This is a genomic window from Pseudomonas sp. LAMO17WK12:I1 (assembly GCF_900177315.1).
GTDB lineage: Bacteria > Pseudomonadota > Gammaproteobacteria > Pseudomonadales > Pseudomonadaceae > Aquipseudomonas > Aquipseudomonas marginalis.
In genome coordinates this window covers 141229-166074 of the sequence record NZ_FWZV01000008.1, presented here as the reverse complement: position 1 = coordinate 166074, position 24846 = coordinate 141229, and the positions used below count along the sequence as shown (strand labels likewise).

The window sequence follows — 24846 nt, the reverse complement described above, 5'->3', positions numbered from 1 at the left end:
CCGTGATTGAGTATGGTCGGTATTAACGGCAATAGCCTTCGCCGGTGGCGACGATCAGGCAGTCTTTTTTGTCCGCCAGCCATTTCAGCCCGGTCGCTTCTCCGTCGCCGGCGCGTAGGAGTTGCGGGCCGTCCGGACGGGTGAAGGCGATGCCGTCTTCGGCCGCTTCACCCTTGAAGGTGCCCGAGTCGTCGGCGTCGAGGCCGTATTGCATGGTCAGGAGGTAATGGCCACGGCCGACGCTGTCGTCCTTGGCGATGGTCAGGTGCAGGCCTTCGACGCCGATCCATTTGCCGACCCATTTATCCGTGGGCGGGGTTTCGGGTACCAGGGCGGCCTGCACGGAAGGCGGCGCAGGTTTGGGCGCTTGCTTGGACGCCTGGTCGCAGGCGGTCAGCAGGGCAAGGGCAGAAAGAACAAAGAGGAATTTTTTCATAGCAACGAGGCCTTGGTTAAAAAGTATGCAATGCGCAGGCTAAGGTGCTGCGTTGGACTCGAATCCGGTGATTTAGTGCGCTGTTCGCCCGGTGTTTGGTTATGCTCTTGGGGCAGGCTCCAGCCCGGCTGCTAGATTACCGGGTTGAGCGCTGCTTCGTTCAGTGCTCAGCGTTCCGCTCGCCACGCAAGAGAATTCCATGACTGTCAGCACCCCCCTTTCCGGCGTCAACCATCCCTTCAAAGGCATTTTGCTGATCGTGTTGGCGACATTCCTGTTCTCCAGCCACGATGCCTTGTCCAAGTACCTGGCCGGGTTTTACCCGATCGTGATGGTGGTGTGGGCGCGCTACGTGGTGCACACCTTGCTGATGGCCGGGATTTTCCTGCCGCAATCGGGTTTGCGGGTGCTGCGCAGTAAACGACCGGGGATGCAGGTGGTGCGGGCCTTGTGCCTGTTGGGCACCAGCCTGTTTTTCACCACGGCGTTGCATTACATCCCATTGGCGGAAGCCACGGCGGTGAACTTCCTTGCGCCAATCCTGGTGACGGCACTGTCGGTGCCGCTGCTCGGCGAACACGTGACACGCGGCCAATGGCTGGCGGTGATCTGCGGGTTTGTCGGCGTGCTGGTGATCATTCACCCAGGCGGTGAGTTGTTTACGCCGGCGGTGTTGCTGCCGCTGTGTTCGGCGCTGTTTTTCTGCTTCTACCAACTGCTCACGCGCATCCTCAGCCAATACGACACGCCCACCACCAGCAACTTCTTCGCCGGGCTGTGCAATACCTTGGTGATGAGTGCGATGGTGCCGTTCTTCTGGCAGGTGCCCACGCTGTGGCACGGGGTGCTGATGCTGGCGCTGGGCACCTGTGGGATGACTGCTCACTTGATGCTGACCCAGGCGTTCCGCTTTGCCGCACCGGCCTTGCTGGCGCCGTTCGGCTATTGCCAGATCGTCTTCGCGGGGTTGTTGGGCTGGCTGGTGTTCAACCATACCCCCGATGTGACCACGGTGGTCGGCATCGGGGTGATCTGCATGAGCGGTCTGGCCGCTGCCTGGCAGCAGCGGCGCAGGTGATCAGGCGTCTACGGTCGGAATCTTGCGCGGTGCCATGAAGTACATCCAGGTCAGCGCAATGAAGTACATCGCCGGGATCAGGGTGAACAACACGGTGTAGTTGTTGTTGGTGACGGTGAGGATGTGGCCGACGATCTGGGTCATGAACATGCCGCCGATGGCCGCGCACATGCCGCCGAAACCGAACACCGTGCTCATCATGTGCTTGGGCGTGTAGTCCATCACCAGGCTCCAGATGTTGGCGGTCCACGCCTGGTGCGCACCGATGGCCAGGGAAATGGCAAACACCGCGACCCACAACTGGCTGGAGCCGGCCGCCATGATCACGCCGACGATGCAGCAGGCAAACAGCAACATCGACAGCAACCGCGCCTTGATTGAGTTCATCCCACGGCCGATCAGGAACGACGACAGAATCCCCCCGCCCACGCTGCCGAAGTCGGCGGTCAGATAGATGATGATCAGCGGGATACCCATCTGGGTCACGTTGATGCCCAGGTTGTATTGCTGGTTCAGGAACGGCGGCAGCCAATACAGGTAGAACCAGAACACCGGTGCAGTGAGTGCATAGGCGATGGCGAAGGCCCAGGTGCCGCGCATGCGCAGGATGCGGCTGAAGGGTACGCCGGGTTGTTCCGGTTCGACTTGCTGTTGCACGTAGTCCAGTTCGGATTGTTTGACGGTTGGGTGGTCTTCCGGGTTGTAGTACTTCAAACCCCAGAACACCAGCCAGATCGCGCCCAGCGACGCCATGCACAGGAACGCCGCCTGCCAGCCCCACACATGCAGGATCAGCGGCAGCAGCATCGGCGTCATCATCGCGCCAACGTTGGTACCGGCATTGAAGATACCGGTGGCCACCGCGCGCTCACCGGCGGGGAACCACAGGCGCGTGGTCTTCACGCAGGCCGGGTAGTTGGCGGCTTCGGTCAGCCCGAGGATAAAGCGGCAGACCATAAAGCCGACCGCCGAAGTGGCCAGGCCATGGGCACCGGTGGCCAGGCTCCACAACAGTACGGCGCAGAAGAACACGCGCTTGACGCCCACGCGGTCGATCAGCCGGCCTTGCAGCACAAAGCCGACGGCGTAGCCGACCTGGAACCAGAAATTGATGTTGGCGTAGTCCATCGCCGTCCAGCTCATTTCCTTGGCCAGGATCGGTTGCATCACGCCCAGGGCTGCGCGGTCGATGTAGTTGAGGGTGGTGGCAAAGAACACCAGGGCCAGCATGCCCCAGCGGGTTTTACCCACGGCGAGGGCGCCGCGGATCTTGTCGCCGATGCCGGCGTGCGGGGTGCCCGGGCGCGCGGCCAGGGCGGAGTTTTGCGAAGGCATGTGGTTGTACCCGTTTTTTGAAATTTTTATGAGGTGTTGTGGGTCTTCTTTTGGGTGTCGCTGCGTGATTGATGGTGCGCAGTGGCTAAAAAATCGTCAATTCGCCAAAGAGGCTTAGTGTTCGATAATCGCACCAAAAACTAACCGGTTCGTACATTTTAATTGCTGCGGGTAGTCTGGGGGCGAATAATTTGCCACAAACAACAATTGCCGGGAGTCGCCCATGCAACGTTCCATCGCCACCGTGTCCTTGAGCGGTACCCTGCCGGAAAAGCTCGAAGCCATTGCTGCCGCCGGGTTCGATGGGGTCGAGATCTTCGAAAACGACCTGTTGTATTACGACGGCAGCCCCCGTGAGGTCAGGCAGATGTGCGCCGACCTCGGCATCGCCATCACCTTGTTCCAGCCGTTTCGCGACTTTGAAGGCTGCCGCCGCGATCGCCTGGCGCGCAACCTGGAGCGCGCCGAGCGCAAGTTCGACCTGATGCAGGAACTGGGCACCGACCTGGTGCTGGTGTGCAGCAATGCCTCGGCCGATTGCGTCGGGGATGAACGCATCCTGCTCGACGACCTCGGCCTGTTGGCCGAACACGCCGGCCGTCGCGGCCTGCGCATTGGTTATGAAGCGTTGGCCTGGGGCAAGCATGTAAACACCTGGCAGCAGGTGTGGAACCTGGTGCGCCAGGTCGATCACCCGAGCCTTGGGGTGTTGCTCGACAGCTTCCACACGCTGTCGCTCAAGGGCGACCCGAGCGCCATCGCGCAGATCCCCGGCGACAAGATCTTCTTCGTGCAGATGGCCGACGCGCCGATCCTGGCCATGGATGTGCTGGAGTGGAGCCGGCATTTTCGCTGCTTCCCCGGCCAGGGTGAATTCGACCTGGCGGGGTTCCTCGCGCCGATCATCAAGAGCGGCTACACCGGGCCGTTGTCCCTGGAAATTTTCAACGATGGCTTCCGCGCCGCGCCAACCCGCGCGAATGCGGCGGATGGCCTGCGCTCCCTGCTGTACCTGGAAGAGAAAACCCGCGAGCGCCTGCAACAGGAGGCGCCCGCGCAACCTGTCGAGATTCTGTTTGATACCCCGGCGGCCAGCGAATACGACGGTATCGAGTTCCTCGAATTCGCCGTGGATGAAAACCTCGGCGCCAAGCTCACCCATTGGCTGGAACGCCTGGGTTTCGTCAAGGCCGGCCAGCACCGCTCCAAGAGCGTTAGCCTGCTGCGCCAGGGCGACATCAACCTGATCCTCAACTGCGAACCCTATTCCTTTGCGCATAACTTTTTCGAGGCCCATGGGCCATCGTTGTGCGCCACGGCGATTCGGGTCAAGGACAGCGCCAAGGCCCTGGAACGGGCGGTGGCCTACAAAGGCCAGCCCTACCGCGGCCTGGTCGGGCCCAACGAGCTGGAGCTGGCGGCGGTGCGTGCGCCGGACGGCAGCCTGATTTACCTGGTGGATCAGAGTGAGGGCGGGATCTACGACACCGATTTCAATCTGCAAGCGTCCAGCGCGGCCGGCGGTGGTTTGCTGCGCATCGACCACATGGCCATGGCCTTGCCGGCCGACAGCCTCGACAGCTGGGTGCTGTTCTACAAGAGCCTGCTGGATTTCGAAGCCGATGACGAAGTGGTACTGCCCGACCCCTACGGCCTGGTGAAAAGCCGTGCGCTGCGCAGCCGTTGCAGCTCGATTCGCTTGCCGCTGAATATTTCCGAGAACCGCAACACCGCGATATCCCACGCGCTGTCGAGCTATCGCGGCTCGGGTGTGCATCACATCGCCTTTGACTGCGCGGATATTTTTGCCGAAGTGCGCCGTGCCAAGGAGGCCGGGGTGCCGCTGCTGGATATTCCGCTCAACTACTACGATGACCTGGCCGCGCGCTTTGATTTCGATGATGAGTTCCTCAGCGAACTGGCGTACTACAACGTGTTGTACGACCGTGACGCCCAGGGCGGTGAGTTGTTTCATGTGTACACCGAGCCCTTCGAGGGACGGTTTTTCTTCGAGATCATCCAACGCAAGAACGGTTACGCCGGCTACGGCGCAGCCAACGTGGCGGTGCGCTTGGCGGCGATGGCCAAATCCCGCAGCGGCGCGGTGCGCCAGGCGCGTTTATAACGGTGGGCCTGGTGCTTCCTTCGTAGGACGCCTCGGCCCATAATCGCGGCCTGCACAACAAAAATGGCCGTGAGCGCACCATGACCTCAAGTCCCGAACTCCCCGCGGTGTCAGACGCACCGCGCAAGAGTCGTAAGAACAACCCGGAAAAGACCCGCGAGAACATTCTCCAGGAAGCCATCGTCGAGTTTGTTCAGCAGGGCCTGTCCGGCGCTCGCGTGGATGCCATCGCCGAGCGCATCCATACCTCCAAACGCATGATCTATTACTACTTCGGCAGCAAGGAGCAGTTGTACGTCGAGGTGCTGGAGAAGCTCTACGGCGATATTCGCAACACCGAAACGCGGATGAACCTCACCGCCCTGGAACCGCGTGAGGCGATCCGGCGGCTGGTGGAGTTCACCTTCGATCACCACGATCAGAACGTCGATTTCGTGCGTATTGTCAGCATCGAAAATATCCACAATGCCGAGTACGTGAAGCGCACCGAAACCATCAAGGCGATGAACAGCAAAATCCTCGAGGGGCTGGGCGTGACCTTGCGTCGGGGCGCCGAGATGGGGCTGTTCCGTGAAGGGCTGGAACCGTTAGACGTGCACCTGCTGATCAACTCATTCAGCTTTTACCGGGTGTCCAACCGCCATACGTTCAGTGAGATCTTTCAGATCGACCTGTCGGATGAGGCGGTTAAACAGCGGCATCGCGAGATGATTTGCGAATCGGTGCTGCGCTACCTGCAGGCCTGAGTACACCGCCTGACCCCATGTGGGAGGGCGCTTGGCTCCCTCCCAACTTTCAGATGTTCATGCTCTTGAAGTGCGCGAGCATCCGCTGCGCATCCGGCACCTCGCCACTGAACAACTCAAACGCCTTCACCGCCTGGAACACTGCCATGTTGCCGCCATCCAGGGTGCGGCAGCCCAAGGCGCGGGCATCGCGCAGCAGTTCGGTTTCCAGCGGGAAATACACAATTTCAGCCACCCACAGTTCGGCTCTCAGCAGGGCCGCGGGCACCGGTGTGCCGGGCAGCTTGGCCATGCCCATGGGCGTGGTGTTGACTAGGCCATCCGCCTCGGCCATGGCGTTCTCCAGGTGGGTGCCGACCTGGGCGCGACCGGCGCCGAAACGCTGGGCGAGGTTATCCACAAGGTCGCGGGCGCGACTGGGGTCCACGTCGAAAACGCTCAACTGTTCCACACCTTCGGCCAGCAGTGCATGCGCCACCGCGGCACCGGCGCCACCCGCGCCCATCTGCACCACGCGTTGGCGCGGCACATCGTTGAGGTTGCGGCGAAAGCCCTCGGCGAACCCCAGGCAGTCGGTGTTATGGCCGATACGCTTGCCGTCCTTGAAGACCACGGTGTTGACCGCTCCGATGCCTCGGGCCTCGTCGGACAAATCATCGAGCAACGGCAGGATTGCCTGCTTGCACGGGTAGGTAATGTTCAACCCGGTGAAGTGCATCAACTCGGCGGCGTCCAGCAGGTCGGGCAGGGCGTTGATGTCCAGGTGCAGGGGCTCAAGGTCGATCAGGCGATACAGGTAGCGCAAACCTTGGGCGTCGCCTTCCTGCTCATGCAAGGCGGGGGTGCGGGAGGCCTGGATGCCGGCGCCGATCAGGCCGGCGAGGATGCGCGGTTTCATCGGGCCGACCCCTTCAACAACTGGCTGAAATGTTCCAGGGCCAAGTGGTAGCCATGGCTGCCAAAGCCCGCGAGCACCGCCTTGGCGATGGGCGACACAAACGAGTGATGCCGAAACGCCTCGCGCGCATGCACGTTGGATAAGTGCACCTCGATCACCGGCACTTCACTGGCCACCAAGGCGTCGCGAATGGCCACCGAGGTGTGGGTCCAGGCTGCCGGGTTGATCACGATACCGGCGCAGCGGGCGCGGGCGCCGTGGATCCAGTCGAGCAGTTCGCCTTCGTGGTTGGTCTGGCGGAATTCGATTTTAAGCCCCAGTTGTTCGGCGCTGCGGCCGCACAGGGCAGCGACGTCGGCCAGGGTTTCATGGCCGTAGGTCGCGGGTTCGCGGGTGCCGAGCAGGTTGAGGTTGGGGCCGTTGAGCACCAGCACGATGGGCGGCATACGGGGGATCTCCACAGTTCTTGTTGGTTGTGGGGATAAAATGTACTGGTTAGTTAATTTGGTCAATTGATGACGGCAGATGTGTTCGATTACCGAACCGTTAATCAGACGTGTCCGGCGCTCGAATCAGATTAGATATCAATTGAAAATCATTCTCGACAACGCTTAAGATGCCCGCCTGTTTCCTTTACATTCCAGGGAGTCGGTTTGTCGGACGTGGATCTCAAAGGCCTGTTTCTCAAGCACGCCGATACCCTGCGCGGGTATCTGGCGCGCAAGGTACGGGACCCGCAGTTGGCGGCCGACCTGGTGCAGGAGAGCTTCCTGCGCCTGGCGGAAAAACCTGCCGGCGAGCGTATCGACAACTCCCAGGGCTATCTCTATCGAACGGCGAGCAATCTGCTGATCGACCATATTCGCCAGGAAGCGCGGCGCAAGACAGACTCCGTGCCCCATGAGGCGCTGGCCGAGATTGAAGATGAAGTGGCCGGGTTGGAGGCTCAGGCAATGGCGCAGCAACAGCGACAGGCATTGAAGCAGGCGTTGGCGGAATTGCCGGAACGCACCCAGCAGATCTTCCGTCTGAACCGTATAGAGGGCATGACCCACGCCCAGGTCGCCCGGCATTTGGATATCTCCGACAGCTCCGTGCAAAAGCACCTGGCCAAGGCGCTGGCGTATGTGATGCAGCGCTTGCAGGACGGCGAGGTGGGGCCAGCCGACGAATGAATTACGGAAAAACCTCAGCTCAGACGTCACAGCGTCATATAACGAAAAATTCGAGATTCACACGTGAATAGCCAGGGTCCGCAACAGCACAGCATTACCGAGGAGGCCGCCGAGTGGGCGGTGCGCCTGCACGCCGGTGCCCTGACCGACCAGGAGCAGGCCGAGCTGCGCCAGTGGATCGCCTGCGACAGCCGCCACGAAGCGGCGCTGCGCTTTGCCGAACAGACCTGGGCGGCGTTGGGCGAGGTGCATAAGGACGAGAGCGTTCACCGCCAGCGCCCCGCGACTGCAGCGCTGCCCGTGCGTCGCTCCCTGCGGCGCAGGCCATGGCAACGTGCGGCGGCGGTCGCGCTGGTCGTGGTGGTGGCCGGCGTCGGCTGGCTGCGCGGGCCGGACGCCTGGCTGCGCATGCAGGCCGACTATGTCACCCAAAAGGGCGAGGTACGCACCGTGCACTTGGCCGATGGCAGCACGGTGGAGCTGGATTCCGCCAGTGCCATCCGCCTGGATTACGACGGCGTGCAGCGGCGTATCAGCCTGATCCAGGGCTCGGCGATTTTTGATGTGGCGCCGATGGCGGGTCAGGAGACCCGTCCGTTCGTGGTGCAGAGCGCCGGCGGGCAGACGCGGGCGTTGGGCACGCGGTTTGTGGTGGAGCGCGAGGCCGACCGCCGTGCTTGGGTGGGCGTGTTGCAGCACAGCGTCGAAGTGTCTTTGCACGCCTCGCCGAAAAAAGGCCCGAGCGATCGGGTGCTCCAGGAGGGCCAGGCTGCGCGCTACAACGCCCAGGAGGGGGTGGTGCCCCTGGATCAGTTCGATGTAGACCGTGCCACCAGTTGGCGACGCGGCGTACTGATCTTTGACCGCCAGCCCCTGGCCAAGGTCATTGAGCAGCTCAATCGCTACCGTCCGGGGCGGGTGGTGTTGACCCATTCCGATTTGGGCGAGCGCGAAGTCAGCGGCGTCTTCCGTCTCGACATGCTCGACAGCGCCCTCGGAACGCTCACCCAGGAACTTCAAGTGCAACGCTTGGACCTGGCAGGCCTCAGCCTGATCTATTGATGACCCGGTGGGAGGCCTGCTCTCACCCGCTTAAAACCCCCCTTCGCAAAAACTTTTTAAAAAACCTTACTGACTTCCTGTGCCTCGTACGTCTTGCTAGGTGAGAAGCATTCGCATAAACAAACATACGATCAGCGCAGGGAAACCAGAAATGTCAGCACTCACCAAGGGGCGTATCACCGGTAGCCGGTTAGCCCTGGCCATCCACTTGGGTCTGTTCGCCGCGGCCGCTCCCGTGTATGCGGTGCAACCTCAGGCGGACGCTGCCCAGTCGGCGGTGCGGGTGTTCGATGTCCCGGCGCAATCCTTGGGCAGTGCCGTATTGGCCTTTGCCGACCAGGCCGGTCTGCAGGTGCTATTTGACAGCCCGCGCCTGCAAGGCTTGCGCAGCACCGCGCTCAAAGGCAGCTTCAGCGTGCAGGAAGGGCTTGGCCGTTTGCTCGGTGCCACGCCGGTGGAATATCGCTTTACCGGTGAGCGCCAGGTCACCCTCAACCGTGTCAGTGACGACCCCGACGGCGCCATGACCGTGGGCACCACCACCATCACCGGCAACACCAACGGCCAGGCCAGCGACTGGGTGTACCAGACCCCAAAGTCCGTGGCGGTGATCAGCCGCGACATGATCGATAAACGTCCGCCCCGTCACGCCGCCGACATGCTCGAAGAAACCGCTGGCGTCTACACCGCCGTCAACCAGCGCGACCCCGGCCTGTCGGTGAATATTCGCGGTGTGCAGGACTATGGCCGGGTGAACATGAACATCGACGGCATGCGCCAGAACTTCAATGTCAACGGCCACCAGCAGCGCAACGGCACCATGCTGATCGACCCGGAGTTCATCTCCAGCATCGAGATCGACAAAGGCAGCCAGTCGGGGCAGGGCGGTGCGGCCGTGCTGGGCGGCATTGCTTCGTTCAAGACCCTGGATGCCAGTGAGTTCCTCACGGACGGCAAGGACTACGGCGGCCGCCTTCGCGCCGGCAGCGGCATCGGTGAGCTGGGTAACGGCACCGACTTCAACGGCAGTGGCGTGTTTGCCTTTGGTGATGAGCGCGGTGATGTCGTGCTGGGCTACAGCGAGCGGCATTTCGGTAACTACCGCGCCGGCCGGCACAACGACGACAACCTGGGCACCAACCTGCGCGCCAGGTCATCTGCCCCTGCGGCCTTCGACGACTGGTTGAACAGCGAAGTCGGCGACACCGGCAGCGTGACCCGCTCGCAGATCGTCAAGTTCGGCCTGAACCTGCCCAACGACCAGCGCGTGCAGTTGAGCTACCTGGAAACCGACACCGACAGTAACGATGCCTGGGGCTATATCGCCAACGACCTTCAGAGCACCTACTACGTACGCACCAGCAAAAACAATCTCAACGCCAAAAACGTCGCGCTGGACTACAGCTACAGCCCGGACAACCCGCTGATCGATCTCAAGGCCAAGCTCTATTACGTCACCACCCAGATGGATCGCAGCAACGCCCCCAACCTGTCGTCGCCAGGTACCGGTAACTACGTCGGCGCCTACACCGATCACTTCCAGACCGACACCTGGGGCCTGCAGGGTGACAACAGCTCGCGGTTCGATTTTGGCGAACAGGGGCATGTCACCTGGAACTACGGGGTGGAGCTGTACCAGGACGAGTTCAAGCCCCGCACCAACAAAGTTGAAGCCACCAACAACCTGGGCTTGTTGCCTTACGCAGAGGGCGGCACGCCAGGGGGCAAACGCACCATCGCCAGCCTGTTCAACAACGCGCAGTACGAATATGGCGGCTGGCTGACCCTGGATGCGGGCTTGCGTTATGACCGCTATCGGCTCGAAGGCGAAACCGGCATGACCCTGTACCGGCGTGATCGCTTCTACAACAGCCTTGTCGGCGCCAGGCGTGTCTCGGAAGTGATGGAGGTCGACCGCGAAGAAGGCCAGTTTTCCCCCACCTTCGGTCTCGCGGTGAAACCGGGCGTGGACTGGCTGCAGCTCTATACCCGGTGGGGCAAGGGCTGGCGGCCACCGGCGGTGACCGAAACCTTCATGACCGGCCGACCCCACGGTGGCGGTTCGGGAGAGCGCGTATTTCCCAACCCCTACCTCAAGCCTGAAGAGTCACGGGATTGGGAAGTGGGCATGAATGTCTTCAAGGAAGGCTTGTTTTTCAGTGACGATCGCCTCGGCATGAAAGTGGCGTACTTCGATACCCGGATTGAAAACTTCTCTTTCCTCAACACCAGCGTCAGCTTGCCGGAAACCCAGGTGGGTGGATTCCTCGGGACCATGGCTTACGTCAATAACACCAACCCGACGCGTTTTCGCGGGGTCGAATACCAGCTCAATTACGACATGGGCCGCGCGTACGCCAACCTCAGCTACACCCACATGATCGGCAGCAATGAGTTCTGCTCGAAGAACTATTACATGGGCGGTGCCAAGACCACCGGGCCAAGGACTACTCGCCTGGAGCGTTTCACCCTGCCGGATGGGCGCATCGGCATACGGCCGGTCACCACCTATGAGGTGTTGGATGACGACGTCGCCAACAACAAGGAAAGCTGCGGACGAATCATGGGGAACGCCACGTACATGCCGGCCGATCGCGGCTCGCTGACCCTGGGTACGCGCTTCCTGGAAAAACGCCTGGATACGGGTGTGCGTGTGCGCTACAGCTCGGGCAACGGCGAAAACCTCAATCAGCAGGGCTACGAGTTGATTGATCAGGCGATGTGGCCCAAGTACACGCTCTATGACCTGTACGCCAGTTACTGGATGACGGATCAACTGAACATTGCACTGGCGTTGGAAAACGCCACCGATGAAGCCTATTTCGTCGCCATGGGCGACGCCAACAACCTCAGCCTGGCGCGCGGGCGAACCCTGAGCGGCATGTTGGAATACAAATTCTGATCAGCGTGCGCAGGCACTTGATCAACGGTTTTGCCCATGGGTGGGCAAAAAGGCGCGCCGCACCGGCGTGCTCATCAACAACGTTGTTTAACGAGGTTTAGCGATGACTATTTCTGTTAGCTACGATTCGGGCCTGGGTTCTCTGTCGGTATCGGACTACCTGAGCTCCTGGGCAGTGGGGTTCAACACTGCAGGGCACGGCACCAGCAACACCGGCGGCTTCAGCAACGGCACCCTCAGCGGCGACCAGTATTCGACCCACGGCGCCAACAACTCCGAGTACGCGTTCATCGCCGACAGCGACACCAGCAATGGCCTGCACTATGTGTTCAACCCGTCGTTGCCCGCCAGCAGCAACCTGAACCACTACCTGTGGGGCGACCTGGATAACGTGCAACTGGGCACAGGCCTGGGCGGCGGCAATGGCAGCGACTTCTCCCTGAGCGACTTCAAGGTCGCGTTCAACGGCCTCGACCTGAGCGCCGCCGAGGGCGCCGGCCGGGCTGGCAACGACGTACAAAGCGTTATCTACGGTTTGATGCAGGGCAACACCGCCGCGCTGGAAACCGTGCTCAACAACCTGCTCGACGACTTTGGCCTGTCCACTGCCAGCACCTTCGACGAAGTGTCGGCGGGCCTGGCGGCACACGCCAGCGCAGTGTCCACCGACGTTGCCCTGGTGGGCGTGCAGGACGTGGCACAGGACTGGGCACTCGCTGCCTGAACCTGCTGCCGCCTGAAAAAAGCGAATGGAAGATCGCTCTCCCATTCGCCGTACTACACCGCCGTCGCCCAAGCCTTCTAACTCTTCCGGCGACGGCGGTGCCGAATTCTGCGCAGCGCCGTATCGGCTGTCAACGCGGCGACGCTGCACGTTCAACCCCACGAGAATCCCCAGATGCGCCACGTCGGCAACGAAACCCTGGCCGCCCTCACGGCCTATAAAAGTGGCTTCTTCAACATCGGCCTGTTCTCGGCGGTGATCAACCTGCTGATGCTGGCTCCGGCGCTGTACATGCTGCAGGTATATGACCGGGTGCTGGCCTCGGGCAATCAGATGACCCTGTTGATGCTGACGCTGATGATCCTCGGCCTGTTCGGCCTGATGGGGGCGTTGGAGTGGGTGCGCAGCCAGGTGGTGATCCGCCTCGGCACGCAGATGGACATGGGCCTGAACCAACGGGTCTACGACGCCGCGTTCGAAGCGCAACTCAAGGGCGGCACCCAGGCGGCGGGCCAGGCGTTGCATGACCTGACCACCTTGCGCCAGTTCGCCACCGGCCAGGCGCTGTTCGCGTTTTTCGACGCGCCGTGGTTTCCGGTGTACCTGCTGGTGATCTTCCTGTTCCACCCCTGGCTTGGCCTGCTGGCGCTGGGCGGCGCGGCGATATTGATCGCGTTGGCGTGGATCAACCACCATGTCAGCCAGGCGCCGATGGCCCAGGCCAGCCAACTGTCCATCCACGCCAGCCAGCAGGCCACGGCCAACCTGCGCAATGCCGACAGCATCGAGGCCATGGGCATGCTCGCCACCTTGCGCGGGCGTTGGTTCAATCAGCACCAGGCGTTCCTCGCCCAGCAAAACCTGGCCAGTGAAAAGACCGCCGCCGTCACCGCCTGGTCCAAGGGCGTACGCCTGGCCTTGCAATCGCTGGTACTCGGCCTGGGCGCGTTGCTGGCGGTGCAGGGCGATATCACGCCGGGGATGATGATTGCCGGCTCGATCCTGATGGGGCGGGTGCTGAGCCCCATCGACCAACTGATCGGCGTCTGGAAACAATGGGGCTCGGCGCGCCTGGCCTACGAGCGCTTGTCGCAACTGCTGGCGGCCAACCCGGCGCGACCGCCGCGCATGAGCCTGCCGGTGCCCAAGGGCCAGTTGAGCGTCGAGCACATCAGCGCCTGCGCCCCCTGTAGCCGTCGACCGGCGCTGGCCAATCTGGGGTTCAACCTGCCAGCGGGGGACGTGCTCGGCGTGATCGGACCTTCCGGCTGCGGCAAATCCACCCTGGCGCGGGTGCTGGTGGGCGCCTGGGCACCGCTGGCCGGCAAGGTGCGGCTGGACGGCGCCGACCTGGCCCAGTGGGACAAACAGCAACTCGGCCCGCACATCGGCTACCTGCCCCAGGACATTCAATTGTTCGCCGGCAGCATCGCCGACAACATCGCACGGTTTGCCGAACTGGATAGCGACAACGTCCTGGCCGCCGCGAAAATGGCCGGCGTACATGAACTGATCCTGCAACTGCCCCAAGGCTATGACACGCAATTGGGGGAGGGCGGTGCGGGGTTGTCCGGTGGCCAGAAACAACGCGTGGCCCTGGCCCGTGCGCTGTACGGCCTGCCGGCGTTGATCGTGCTGGATGAGCCCAACGCCAACCTCGACGAAGTGGGCGAGCAGGCGCTGCTCCAGGCCATCACCCAGCTTAAGCAGCAGCGCCGCACGGTGATCCTGATTACCCACAAAGCCAATGTACTGAGCCTGACCGACCAGTTGCTGATCCTCAAGGACGGCCAGTTGCAGGCCTTTGGTCCGACGGCGCGGGTGCTGGAGGCACGGCAGAAACCGGCAGCCTCCAAACCGGTGTCGACCCTGAGCATGAGCTACCGCCTCGGCGAAGGAAAACAGGCATGAGCATGAGTAAGCCGGTGCTGGTCAGCGACCGCCCTCACACGGTGTTGGCGCTGGATGACAAAAAATATTCGCGCCTGGGCTGGTTGTTGGTGCTTGGCGGCTTTGCCGGATTTATCGGCTGGGCCGCGTTGGCGCCGCTGGACAAGGGCGTGGCGGTGTCGGGCAAGGTCATGGTCTCTGGCCATCGCAAGACCGTGCAGCATCCTGCCGGGGGCATCGTCGAGCGTATCGAGGTGCGTGACGGTGATGTGGTCAACGCCGGCCAGGTGCTGTTGCGCTTGAAGGAGACGCCCTTGCGCGGGCAGATGCAGTCGCTGCGCAGCCAGTACCTGGCGTCCCTGGCCAGTGAGGCGCGCTTGAGTGCGGAAAGCGAAGGGCTGCCCGCCATCACCTTCGGTCCTGAATTGCTCAACGAGCCGGAGGCGGCCAACACCCTGAACCTGCAACGGCAACTGTTCACCAGCCGCGCCCAGGCGCTGGCCACCGAGCAGCAAGGCCTGCGCGAAACCATCGCCGGCGCCGAGGCGCAGTTGCGCGGCACGCGGGATTCCCAGGCGAGCAAGCTGCAGCAACGCGCGGCATTGAACGAGCAACTGCAAGGGCTGCGCGAGTTGGCGCGCGATGGCTATATCCCGCGCAATCGCCTGCTCGACAGCGAGCGCCTGTACGCCCAGGTCGACGGCGCGATTGCCGAAGACTACGGACGCATCGGCCAGTTGCAGCGCCAGGTTGTGGAACTGCGCCTGCGCATCCGCCAGCTCGGCGAAGAGTTCCAGAAAGACCTGCGCGGCCAGTTGGCCGAGACCCGTACCCGCAGCGATGACCTGCGTAACCGCCTGGCGTCGGCCGAGTTCGAACTGGCCAACAGCCTGGTGCGGGCGCCGGCCTCGGGGGTGGTGGTCGGGTTGGAGGTGTACACCGAAGGCGGCGTGATCAAGCCCGGCCAGGCCCTGATGGACATCGTGCCCCAGGGCGAACCGCTGTGGGTGGAAGCGCGGGTGCCGGTGCAAATGATCGACAAGGTGCATCCGGGCCTACCGGTGGAGTTGCTGTTCTCGGCGTTCAACCAGGCCACCACCCCACGGGTGGCCGGTGAGGTGACGCTGGTCTCCGCCGACCGCCAGGTCGATGAGCGCACCGATGAGCCTTATTACACCGTGCGCGCCCAGGTCAGTGCGGGGGGCATGCAACAACTGGACGGCGTGCGGATTCGTCCGGGCATGCCGGTGGAAACCTTCATCAAGACCGGTGAGCGTTCGATGCTCAACTACCTGTTCAAACCCTTGCTGGACCGTACCCACATGGCCCTGGTGGAAGAATGAAGGCGCTGTTTTTGACCCTGTGCCTGAGCGTTACACCGGCGGCACATGCCTTGGGTTTGCTCGACGCCTACGACCTCGCCCTGCGCAATGACCCGACCTTCCAGGCCGCCATCCAGGAGCGCGAGGCCGGTGAAGAGAACCGCGTGATCGGCCGAGCGGCGTTATTGCCGAACCTGTCCTGGAGCTATAACAACTCGCGCAACGAATCCGAAGTTACCCAAAGCACCGCCGTCGGCGATGTCACCAGCGACCGTGATTACCGCAGCTATGCCTCGACCCTGACTTTGCAGCAACCGTTGCTGGACTACGAAGCCTACGCGCGCTTTCGCCAAGGCACCGCCCAGGCGCTTATGGCCGATGAGCGTTTTCGCAGTAAGAGTCAGGAGTTGGCCGTGCGCGTGCTCAGTGCCTACAGCCAGGCGCTGCTGGCGCAGGAACGCATCGAGTTGAGCCGTGCGCAGAAACGTGCGTATGCCGAACGCCTGCAACTCAATGATCGCCTGCTCAAAGGTGGCGAAGGCACGCGCACCGATGTACTCGAAACCCAGGCACGCTTGAGCTTGGCCCAGGCGGAGGAAATCGAGTCGCTGGACGCCCAGGACAGCGCCTTGCGCGAGCTGGAAGCGATTGTCGGCCAACCGTTGCAGATCGAAGCGCTGGCACCCCTGGCCCGCCCATTCGACATCCCGCCCCTGGAGCCCAACCGCTTCGAAACCTGGCGCGAACTGGCCATGGCCAACAACCCCGAACTCAAGTCCCAGCACCACGCGCTGGACGTGGCGTCCTACGAAGTGGAGCGCAAACGCGCCGGGCACATGCCCAAGGTCAGCCTGTACGCCAGCAGCCGCCAGACCAGCTCCGATTCGGAAAGCAGCTACAACCAGAAGTACGACACCAACAGCGTCGGCATCCAGGTCAGCCTGCCGTTGTTTGCCGGCGGCTCGGTGTCGGCCTCTACGCGCCAGGCGGCCAATCAACTGTCCCAGGCCCAATACGAGCTGGACGCACACACCTCGGCGACGCTGGTGGAGCTGCGCAAGCAGTTCAACCTCAACACCAGTGGTGCGGCGAAAGTGCGTGCCTACGAGATGGCCGTCAGCTCAGCCACCGCACTGGTTACTGCGACCAGAAAGAGCGTCAGCGGCGGTGAGCGGGTCAACCTCGACGTACTCGACGCCGAACAACAACTCTTCACCGCCCGCCGCGACCTGGCCAATGCGCGGCATGCGTATCTGCTGGCCAGGATTCAGTTGAAGTATTACGCGGGGTTGCTGAGCGAGCAGGACTTGCGGGCGTTGGCGGGGTACTTCCAGCCTTCGGCATGAGTGGTTACAACCCGGCATTCGTCGGGTTTTTTGTGGTTACTAATCTGTGAAACAGCTTCGGGAATAGGGAGCCGGTTGTCGGGTGGCAGAGGGAAATTGTTACCTGGCGGAAAATAACCTAACGGATGGGTTACGATGAAAGTAGGTGTTTATAAGGGATATGTCATCTCGGTGTTTATCAGGGACGAGCATTGTCCGCCTCATGTACATGTCAGGGGCAGGGAATGGGATGCGCGGTTTCGTTTCAGTTTTTTGGATGGGGACGTTGAATTGTGGGACGTAGAGCCTGAACGGAGGCGGCCACCCACGGCGGTTCTGAAGGACATACGCGAGGTAATCATGCAGCGACATTATCTGGCACGGGCACGCAGGATTTGGCGGGAAAAACTGCAAACGGTTTGCCTGGAGAACCATTCATGGAACTGGGACACCAGTGAATTGGTTCCAGGGTTAGTCATTCGACGTGGTGTCTACGTCATCGCAAGCGCCTGGCACGACGCTGTAGCGCAACGGACTATTTTGAATCTGGTAAGAGCGCCAGATTGCGTGGGGATTAATTTATGAAAATCGTAAAAGCCAAAGTCATACCTTATGTACCTCTCACTGACGCCGACATCGACAAGGCAATCGCCCGTGGCCGTAGGCTAAAGCGCCTGTACGCCAACGCCAGCAATGTGCGTTATGTAGACGACTGCATTTCCATCGGTTTCAGCGACGGCAGTCGCGTCATGCTGCCGGTGGCAGGGCTGCCGGAGTTCGAAGGGTTTTCAGAGGAAGATTTCCAGCAGTTGGAAGTCAGTTTCGGTGGCAAGGCTATTAGCTGTGAGGCCCGGGATCTGGATGTTTCGATCACGGGCCTGATCGCCACAAGCCAGCCGCTGATGGACCTGGCCACCAGCCTGGTAGCGTCACGCAACGGTCGCAAGAGCAGCGCCGCCAAATCCGCCGCCGCCCGCGCCAATGGCAAGAAGGGCGGCCGGCCACGCAAGAAGGAGCCTGAGGACGCTGAATTACCGCCGGGTCAATAACACCCCGGATTCCATATGGTGCGTCCAGGGGAACTGGTCAAACATCGCACACCGGGTAATGCGGTGGCTGTCATGCAGCTGCGCAATGTTCGCCGCCAGCGTCTCCGGGTTGCAGGAGATGTACAGGATGTTGTCGAAGCGCCGGGTCAGTTCGCAGGTGTCCGGGTCCATGCCGGCGCGGGGCGGGTCGACGAATACGCTACCGAATTCATAGCTCTTCAGGTCGATGCCGTGCAGGCGGCGGAAAGGGCGTACTTCATTCAGCGCTTCGGTGAGCTCTTCGGCGGAGAGGCGCACCAGGGTGACGTTACCCACCGCGTTTTCATCGAGGTTGCTCAGGGCCGCATTCACCGAGGTCTTGCTGATCTCGGTAGCGAGCACTTTACGCACACGGGTGGCCAGGGGCAGGGTGAAGTTGCCGTTGCCGCAATACAGCTCCAGCAAGTCATCCGGGCGATCGCCCAAGGCTTCGTATGCCCAGTTGAGCATCTTCTGGTTCACCGTGCCGTTGGGCTGGGTGAAGGCGCCTTCGGGTTGGCGGTAACTGAAAGTGCGGCCGCCGACGTCGAGTTTTTCCACCACGTAGTCGTGGCCGATCACATCGCGCTTGCCCTTGGAGCGGCCGATGATGCTCACATTCAATTCAGTCGCCAGCTTATTCGCCGCCGTGTGCCAGTGCTCGTCCAGCGGGCGGTGATAACACAGGGTGATCATCGCGTCGCCGGCCAGGGTGGTGAGGAACTCCACCTGGAACAGCTTGTGGCTCAGGGCAGCGCTGGCTTGCCAGGCGGCCTTGAGCTGGGGCATCAACTGGTTGATGCGCTGGCTGGCGATGGGGAACGCTTCGATCAGGATCGGCGTGCGCTTGTCGTCCTGGGAAAACATCGCGTAGTGGCGTTCACCGCCTTCGCGCCACAGGCGGAACTCCGCCCGCAGGCGGAAGTTCTGCAGCGGCGACTCGAAGACCTGCGGCTCGGGTGCGTCGAACGGTGCCAACAGGTCACGCAAGCGCGTGACCTTGTCTTGCAGTTGAGCGGTGTAGCGTGTGGCGTCAAAAGTCATGCGTTGAACCAGCCCAGCTTGATCACGAACAGAATCGACAGAATCACCAGTGCCGGGTTGAGCTCACGGTAGCGGCCCGAAAGCAGCTTGATGGCGGTCCAGGCGATGAAACCGAAGGCAATGCCGTTGGCGATGGAGTAAGTGAAGGGCATCGCCAGGGCGGTGATCACCACCGGCGCTGCAACGGTAATGTCATCCCAGTCGATTTCGGCCAGGCCTGAGGTCATCAATACGGCGACGAACAGCAGCGCCGGCGCGGTAGCAAAGGCCGGTACGCTGGCGGCCAGCGGCGAGAAGAACAGTGCCAGCAGGAACAGGATCGCCACCACGATGGCGGTCAAGCCGGTACGGCCACCGGCGCTCACGCCCGCAGCGGATTCGATGTAGCTGGTGGTGGTCGACGTACCCAGCAGCGAACCGGCCATGGCGGCGGTACTGTCGGCGATCAGCGCACGGCCCATTTTCGGCATGTGGCCGTCCTTGCCCATCAGCCCGGCGCGCTTGGCCACGCCGATCAGGGTGCCGGAGTTGTCGAACAGGTCGACGAACAGGAAGGCGAAGATCACGCTGACCAGGCCGATGTCCAGCGCGCCCTTGATATCCAGCTGCAGGAAGGTCGGGGCCAGGGACGGCGGCATCGACATCAAGCCGCCAAACGCGGTGACGCCCAGCAGAATGGAGACGATGGTCACCGCCAGGATGCCGATCAGCACCGCGCCGCGTACGGCCAGGGCTTCCAGCGCAACGATCAGCATGAAGCCGAGGATGGCCAGGATAGGCGCCGGCTTGGTCAGGTCGCCCATGCCCACCAGGGTGTTGGGGTTGCCGACCACGATCCCGGCGTTGTGCAGGGCGATCAGTGCCAGGAACAGGCCGATACCGGCGGCAATCGCCGAACGCAGGGGCAGGGGAATGCTGTTGATGATCCACTCACGGATACGGAAGATCGACAGCAGGAAGAACAGCACCGCCGAAATGAATACCGCACCCAGCGCAACCTGCCAGGTGTGGCCCATGTGCAACACCACGGTGTAGGTAAAGAAGGCGTTGAGGCCCATGCCCGGTGCCAGCGCGATCGGGTAGTTGGCGATCAGGCCCATCACGGTCGAACCGATGGCCGCCGCCAGGCAGGTCGCGACAAATACCGCGCCCTTGTCCATGCCGGTCTCGCCGAGGATGCTCGGGTTCACGAACAGGATGTAGGCCATGGCCAGGAATGTCGTGATGCCCGCGAGGATCTCGGTGCGCACGTTGGTGTTGTGTGCCTTGAGTTGAAACAGCTTTTCCAGCATGCCTGCTCCCTGTGACGCTATGTTGCGTCGTTATTTGTTGACCTCTAAGTCAAAGCACAAACTGCGCCAAGCGCCTGTGGTTCCAGAGAGGATCGGAAAAAGCGGCGCATCATACCAGCAGCCGAGGCTGTGTGGCGCATGGCCTTGAGGCATACTGCGGCGACGTTCAACAGCAGGTCATCGACAGCATGAAAAAAGCCAACGCGTGGAGTCTAGCCCTGATCCCCTGTCTCGGCCTGTGGTTGGGCGCGGCACCGGTGTGGGGCGCGACTGCACCGCCCTTGAGCGAGGTGCGCGTATTCAAGGTCGAATCGGCGCACTGCACGGAAACCATCCCGGAACGCGCGCAAAGCACCCAGATGTGCACGCACCGTGGGCCCACCCAAGTGTCGGTGATGGAAGTCGGCCTGGGTAACAACCCGATGGGGCGCTTCAATGGTGCCGAACTGAGCGGGCAACGCACGCCCGTGTGCCAGGTCGGCAGCGTCAGCGAGGCCTGCAGTGGGGCAGGCACGCTGATGGGCTACATCTATGTATTTGACCTGAATGTCCAGGCCCAAGGCTGGTTCGAATACAGCAACTCGTCGATCAACGGCCCGCGGAATACCTTGAAGACCCTGCTCAATATCCGCTGATCAATCATCTTGAACGCTCAATACCCCGGGAAGTCGTACCCCTGAGACGGCGACTTTCCTGAACGCCGCGGATGTACACCAACCCGTGAGGTGTTTATGAGCGCGATCCCCAATGGCGCGGCGGCCCAACCGTTCGTCGCCCACTCCATACGCTTGACCCTCAATGGTCAGGACCGCCAACTCGACGTATTGCCGTGGACCACGTTGCTGGATTTGCTGCGCGAGCAACTGGATCTGGTCGGCAGCAAAAAAGGCTGCGACCACGGCCAATGCGGTGCGTGCACAGTATTGCGCGACGGCAAACGCATCAATGCCTGCCTGACCCTGGCGGTGATGTGCGACGGCGCCGAGCTGACCACCATCGAAGGCCTGGCCGACGGCGACCAACTGCACCCGATGCAGCAAGCCTTCATCAAGCACGACGCCTTCCAGTGCGGCTACTGCACGCCTGGGCAGATTTGCTCCGCCGTCGGCCTGGTCAATGAAGGCCGTGCCCACGACAGTGCACAGATCCAGGAGCTGATGAGCGGCAACCTGTGCCGCTGCGGCGCCTACAGCAATATCCGCGATGCCATCGAAGAGGCTTTGCCGGCGTGCCGCGCCCAGGGAGGTGAGCGATGAATCCCTTCCAGTACAGCAAACCGGCGGATATCCACGCAGCCGTGCACCTGAGCAGCGCCGCGTCGCGCTTTATTGCCGGGGGCACCAACCTGCTGGACTTGATGAAAGAAAACATCAGCCGCCCCGAGCACCTGATCGATATCACCGGCCTGCCGCTCAATGAGATTGAACAAACCGCCGAGGGCGGCCTGCGCATCGGCGCGCTGGTGAGCAATGCCGACCTGGCCTGGCACCCGCTGATCGAACAGCGTTACCCGTTGCTGTCCCAGGCGATCCTTGCCGGTGCTTCGCCGCAACTGCGCAATATGGCCAGCACCGGCGGCAACCTGTTGCAACGCACCCGGTGCTACTACTTCTATGACGCCAGCATGCCCTGCAATAAGCGTGAACCCGGCAGCGGCTGCCCGGCGCGCACAGGCTTGAACCGTATCCATGCGATCCTTGGTGCCAGCGAACAGTGCGTGGCCACTCACCCGTCGGACATGTGCGTGGCCCTGGCGGCGCTGGAGGCGCGGGTGCATGTCGAAGGCCGAGGCGGCGCGCGGATTATCGAGTTTGCCGACTTCCACCGCCTGCCCGGTGATGCGCCGCAACGCGACAACCAACTGGCCGACGATGAGCTGATCACCGCCATCGAATTGCCCGCTGACCACCTGGCCCGTCACAGCCATTACCTGAAAATCCGCGACCGCGCGTCTTACGCGTTTGCCTTGGTGTCGGTGGCCGCCGCTCTCGAGTTGGACGGCGATCGAATCGTCGATGCGCGCCTGGTCCTCGGCGGCGTGGCCCATAAACCCTGGCGCGACCGTGCGGTGGAAGCCTCGCTGATCGGCCGGGCGGTCAGCCGCGAAACCTTCAGCAATGCCGCCGATGCGGTGCTGCAAGACGCCGAGCCGCTGGAACACAACGGCTTCAAGATCAAGCTGGCGCGCCGCGCAATCATCCGTGCCCTGAGCGACGCCGCCGTCGCAGGAGATCGCCCATGACCGCTATTGGCAAACCCCTGGACCGTGTCGACGGTCTGCTCAAGGTCACCGGCCAGGCGCGTTATGCCGGTGAGTTTCCCGAGGACGGCCTGCTCCACGGCAGTGTGGTGTCCAGCACCATCGCCAAGGGCCGTGTGCTGGCGATTGATGCGTCCAGGGCACTGGCCCTGCCGGGCGTGGTGGCGGTTATCCATCACCTCAACCGGCCGAAAATCGCCCGTTACGACGATGCCTTCCAGGATGACGATGCGGCGGACGGCTCACCGTTTCGCCCGCTGTATAACGACCGGGTGCTGTACAGCGGCCAACCCCTGGCCCTGGTGATCGCCGACAACCTGGAACTGGCGCGGCATGCCGGCTCGCTGGTAGCGATCGACTACGCACGGGAAGACTTCGAGACCGACCTGCTCGCCCAGCAGGAACAGGCCCATGCTTCACCGCAGGCGCCGCCCAAGCCGCGTGGCAACTTCCAGGCCGAGTGGGCCGCTGCCGCCGTCAGCCTCGACCTGCACTACAGCACCCCCATCGAACACCACAACCCCATGGAACCCCACGCCAGCACCGTGCTGTATCAGCCGGACGGCACCCTGCATATCCATGACAAGACCCAGGGCCCGCAGAACTGCCAGGCCTATGTGCAAGACGTGTTCGGCCTGGATAAAAGCCAGGTGCGGATCTTCGCCGCGTTCGTCGGCGGCGCGTTCGGCTCGGGTTTGCGCCCGCAGTATCAATTGCCGCTGGCGGTGATGGCGTCCCTGGCGCTCAAGCGCTCGGTGCGCGTCACCCTGACCCGCCAGCAGATGTTCACCTTCGGCTACCGCCCGCGCACCTTGCAGCGTTTGCAGATGGGCGCCGCCGCCAATGGTCGCCTGCTGGCATTGGGGCATACGGCGATTGGCCAGACCTCGCGCTTCGAAGACTTCAGCGAGCACGTGGTGGAGTGGAGCGGCATGCTCTATCACTGCGACAACGTGCAACTGACCTACAAACTGGTGCCGCTGGATGTATTCACGCCCCTGGACATGCGCGCGCCCGGCGCTGCCTTGGGCGTGATCGGCCTGGAGTGCGCCATGGATGAGTTGGCCAGCGCCTTGGGCATGGACCCGGTGCAACTGCGGCTGGTCAACTACGCCGAGCGCAACCAGAACGAAGACAAGCCCTGGTCGAGCAAGGCCCTGCGCGAGTGTTACAGCGAAGGTGCCGAGCGCTTCGGCTGGAGCCAGCGCAACCCGGAACCGCGCAGCATGCGCGACGGCTGCCAGTTGATCGGCTGGGGCATGGCCGGTGGCGTGTGGGAGGCCATGCAGATGAAGGCCAGCGCCAAGGCGCGCATCGACGCCGAGGGCAAGCTGACCGTCAGCAGTGCGACCACGGACATCGGCACCGGCACCTACACGGTGATGACCCAGATCGCGGCGCAGGCCAGTGGCGTGGCGGTTGAGGACGTGGTGTTCCTGCTCGGCGACTCTTCATTGCCCACCGCGCCGCTGCAAGGCGGCTCGTTCACCGTGTCGTCCGTCGGCACCGCCGTGCAGCAAGCCTGCGAAGCGTTGAGCGCGAGGCTGCTGACCATCGCCCGGCAGACTTACCCGGTGTTCAAGGATGCCGAGTCCGTGCGTTTTGAAGACGGCCAACTGCACACCGGCGATGTGAGTGTGTCGTTGGCACAACTGGTCAAGGACAGCGGTGAAGAGAGCGTGGAAGTCCAGGTCGACAGCGAGCCGGACAAGAAACGCGAGGGTTACGCCACCGCCACCCATTCGGCGGTGTTCGTCGAAGTGCGGGTGGATGAAGACTTGGGCACGATCAAGGTCAGCCGCGTGGTCAGCGCCATTGCGGCCGGGCGGGTGGTCAACCCGAAGATGGCCCGCAGCCAGATCCTCGGCGGGGTGGTGTGGGGCATCGGCATGGCCCTGCATGAAGAGACCCAGATCGACCATCAGTTGGGCCGCTACATGAACCACAGCCTGGCCGAGTACCACATCCCGGTAAATGCCGATATCGGCGAGATTGACGTGGTGTTTGTCGAGGAACATGACGAGATCGTCAACGCCCTTGGGTCCAAGGGCGTGGGAGAGATCGGCATTGTCGGGGTGGCGGCGGCGGTGGCGAATGCGGTCTACCATGCCACCGGCAAGCGGGTGCGAGAGTTTCCGATCACCCTGGATAAGGTGCTCTGACGC

22 protein-coding genes are annotated in these 24846 nt (G+C 62.4%); 16 read left to right on the top strand and 6 right to left on the bottom strand.

Annotation, left to right across the window (positions count from 1 at the left end):
* Positions 1–22: 22 nt before the first annotated feature.
* Positions 23–436, bottom strand: a complete 414-nt coding sequence (locus B9N88_RS17000) for a membrane lipoprotein lipid attachment site-containing protein (protein ID WP_027605285.1) — start codon at positions 434–436, stop codon at positions 23–25.
* 199 nt (positions 437–635) lie between these two features.
* Here B9N88_RS17000 and B9N88_RS16995 point away from each other — a divergent pair, with 199 nt between their 5' ends.
* Positions 636–1514: a DMT family transporter gene (locus B9N88_RS16995; RefSeq protein ID WP_027605286.1), complete on the top strand. Its 879-nt coding sequence runs from the start codon at positions 636–638 to the stop codon at positions 1512–1514.
* Here B9N88_RS16995 and B9N88_RS16990 read toward each other — a convergent pair whose 3' ends face one another.
* On the bottom strand, positions 1515–2849 hold the full coding sequence (locus B9N88_RS16990) for an MFS transporter (protein WP_027605287.1): 1335 nt from the start codon (positions 2847–2849) through the stop codon (positions 1515–1517).
* Positions 2850–3072: 223 nt separating this feature from the next.
* Here B9N88_RS16990 and quiC point away from each other — a divergent pair, with 223 nt between their 5' ends.
* Together quiC and B9N88_RS16980 are read left to right on the top strand one after the other, a co-directional pair.
* Positions 3073–4974, top strand: a complete 1902-nt coding sequence (quiC, locus tag B9N88_RS16985) for a 3-dehydroshikimate dehydratase QuiC (protein WP_027605288.1) — start codon at positions 3073–3075, stop codon at positions 4972–4974.
* An 80-nt stretch (positions 4975–5054) separates the two neighbouring features.
* Positions 5055–5720: a TetR/AcrR family transcriptional regulator gene (locus B9N88_RS16980; protein ID WP_027605289.1), complete on the top strand. Its 666-nt coding sequence runs from the start codon at positions 5055–5057 to the stop codon at positions 5718–5720.
* A 49-nt stretch (positions 5721–5769) separates the two neighbouring features.
* On the opposite strand, the gene B9N88_RS16975 is transcribed toward B9N88_RS16980, so the two are convergent.
* Both B9N88_RS16975 and aroQ read right to left on the bottom strand, forming a co-directional pair.
* On the bottom strand, positions 5770–6618 hold the full coding sequence (locus B9N88_RS16975; protein WP_027605290.1) for a shikimate dehydrogenase: 849 nt from the start codon (positions 6616–6618) through the stop codon (positions 5770–5772).
* Complete coding sequence (aroQ, locus tag B9N88_RS16970) at positions 6615–7064, bottom strand: type II 3-dehydroquinate dehydratase (protein WP_010206717.1); 450 nt, start codon at positions 7062–7064, stop codon at positions 6615–6617. Before aroQ ends, B9N88_RS16975 begins: the two co-directional genes overlap by 4 nt.
* Positions 7065–7271: 207 nt before the next feature.
* Here aroQ and B9N88_RS16965 point away from each other — a divergent pair, with 207 nt between their 5' ends.
* The 9 genes from B9N88_RS16965 to B9N88_RS16925 all read left to right on the top strand — a co-directional run bounded on the left by B9N88_RS16965 (position 7272) and on the right by B9N88_RS16925 (position 18067).
* On the top strand, positions 7272–7793 hold the full coding sequence (locus B9N88_RS16965) for an RNA polymerase sigma factor (RefSeq protein WP_027605291.1): 522 nt from the start codon (positions 7272–7274) through the stop codon (positions 7791–7793).
* A gap of 63 nt (positions 7794–7856) precedes the next feature.
* Positions 7857–8855, top strand: coding sequence for a FecR family protein (locus tag B9N88_RS16960; RefSeq protein ID WP_027605292.1), 999 nt, complete (start codon positions 7857–7859; stop codon positions 8853–8855).
* A 151-nt stretch (positions 8856–9006) separates the two neighbouring features.
* On the top strand, positions 9007–11757 hold the full coding sequence (locus tag B9N88_RS16955) for a TonB-dependent receptor (RefSeq protein WP_027605293.1): 2751 nt from the start codon (positions 9007–9009) through the stop codon (positions 11755–11757).
* A gap of 103 nt (positions 11758–11860) precedes the next feature.
* Positions 11861–12481 (top strand): heme acquisition protein HasA, encoded by a 621-nt coding sequence (locus tag B9N88_RS16950; protein ID WP_027605294.1) that lies wholly within the window; start codon positions 11861–11863, stop codon positions 12479–12481.
* 174 nt (positions 12482–12655) lie between these two features.
* Positions 12656–14392: a type I secretion system permease/ATPase gene (locus B9N88_RS16945; protein ID WP_027605295.1), complete on the top strand. Its 1737-nt coding sequence runs from the start codon at positions 12656–12658 to the stop codon at positions 14390–14392.
* Complete coding sequence (locus B9N88_RS16940) at positions 14389–15714, top strand: HlyD family type I secretion periplasmic adaptor subunit (RefSeq protein ID WP_027605296.1); 1326 nt, start codon at positions 14389–14391, stop codon at positions 15712–15714. Before B9N88_RS16945 ends, B9N88_RS16940 begins: the two co-directional genes overlap by 4 nt.
* Positions 15711–17039: a TolC family outer membrane protein gene (locus B9N88_RS16935; protein WP_027605297.1), complete on the top strand. Its 1329-nt coding sequence runs from the start codon at positions 15711–15713 to the stop codon at positions 17037–17039. Before B9N88_RS16940 ends, B9N88_RS16935 begins: the two co-directional genes overlap by 4 nt.
* A gap of 135 nt (positions 17040–17174) precedes the next feature.
* Positions 17175–17603, top strand: coding sequence for a DUF4160 domain-containing protein (locus tag B9N88_RS16930; RefSeq protein WP_081744419.1), 429 nt, complete (start codon positions 17175–17177; stop codon positions 17601–17603).
* Positions 17600–18067, top strand: coding sequence for a DUF2442 domain-containing protein (locus tag B9N88_RS16925; protein WP_027605298.1), 468 nt, complete (start codon positions 17600–17602; stop codon positions 18065–18067). The genes B9N88_RS16930 and B9N88_RS16925 overlap by 4 nt, the downstream gene beginning before the upstream one ends.
* Here B9N88_RS16925 and trmA read toward each other — a convergent pair.
* Together trmA and B9N88_RS16915 are read right to left on the bottom strand one after the other, a co-directional pair.
* Positions 18050–19129 carry a tRNA (uridine(54)-C5)-methyltransferase TrmA gene (trmA, locus tag B9N88_RS16920; protein ID WP_027605299.1) on the bottom strand — a complete coding sequence of 360 codons (1080 nt, stop codon included), beginning with the start codon at positions 19127–19129 and terminating at the stop codon, positions 18050–18052. The two genes, B9N88_RS16925 and trmA, sit on opposite strands and share 18 nt — an antisense overlap.
* Positions 19126–20421, bottom strand: coding sequence for an NCS2 family permease (locus B9N88_RS16915; protein WP_027605300.1), 1296 nt, complete (start codon positions 20419–20421; stop codon positions 19126–19128). Before B9N88_RS16915 ends, trmA begins: the two co-directional genes overlap by 4 nt.
* Positions 20422–20609: 188 nt before the next feature.
* Here B9N88_RS16915 and B9N88_RS16910 point away from each other — a divergent pair, with 188 nt between their 5' ends.
* From B9N88_RS16910 to B9N88_RS16895, 4 genes are all read left to right on the top strand, one after another.
* Complete coding sequence (locus B9N88_RS16910; protein ID WP_027605301.1) at positions 20610–21056, top strand: DUF4879 domain-containing protein; 447 nt, start codon at positions 20610–20612, stop codon at positions 21054–21056.
* A 96-nt stretch (positions 21057–21152) separates the two neighbouring features.
* Positions 21153–21677: a (2Fe-2S)-binding protein gene (locus B9N88_RS16905; protein WP_027605302.1), complete on the top strand. Its 525-nt coding sequence runs from the start codon at positions 21153–21155 to the stop codon at positions 21675–21677.
* Complete coding sequence (locus B9N88_RS16900) at positions 21674–22663, top strand: FAD binding domain-containing protein (protein WP_027605303.1); 990 nt, start codon at positions 21674–21676, stop codon at positions 22661–22663. The genes B9N88_RS16905 and B9N88_RS16900 overlap by 4 nt, the downstream gene beginning before the upstream one ends.
* Complete coding sequence (locus B9N88_RS16895) at positions 22660–24843, top strand: xanthine dehydrogenase family protein molybdopterin-binding subunit (protein WP_027605304.1); 2184 nt, start codon at positions 22660–22662, stop codon at positions 24841–24843. Before B9N88_RS16900 ends, B9N88_RS16895 begins: the two co-directional genes overlap by 4 nt.
* The last annotated feature ends 3 nt before the right edge of the window (positions 24844–24846 follow it).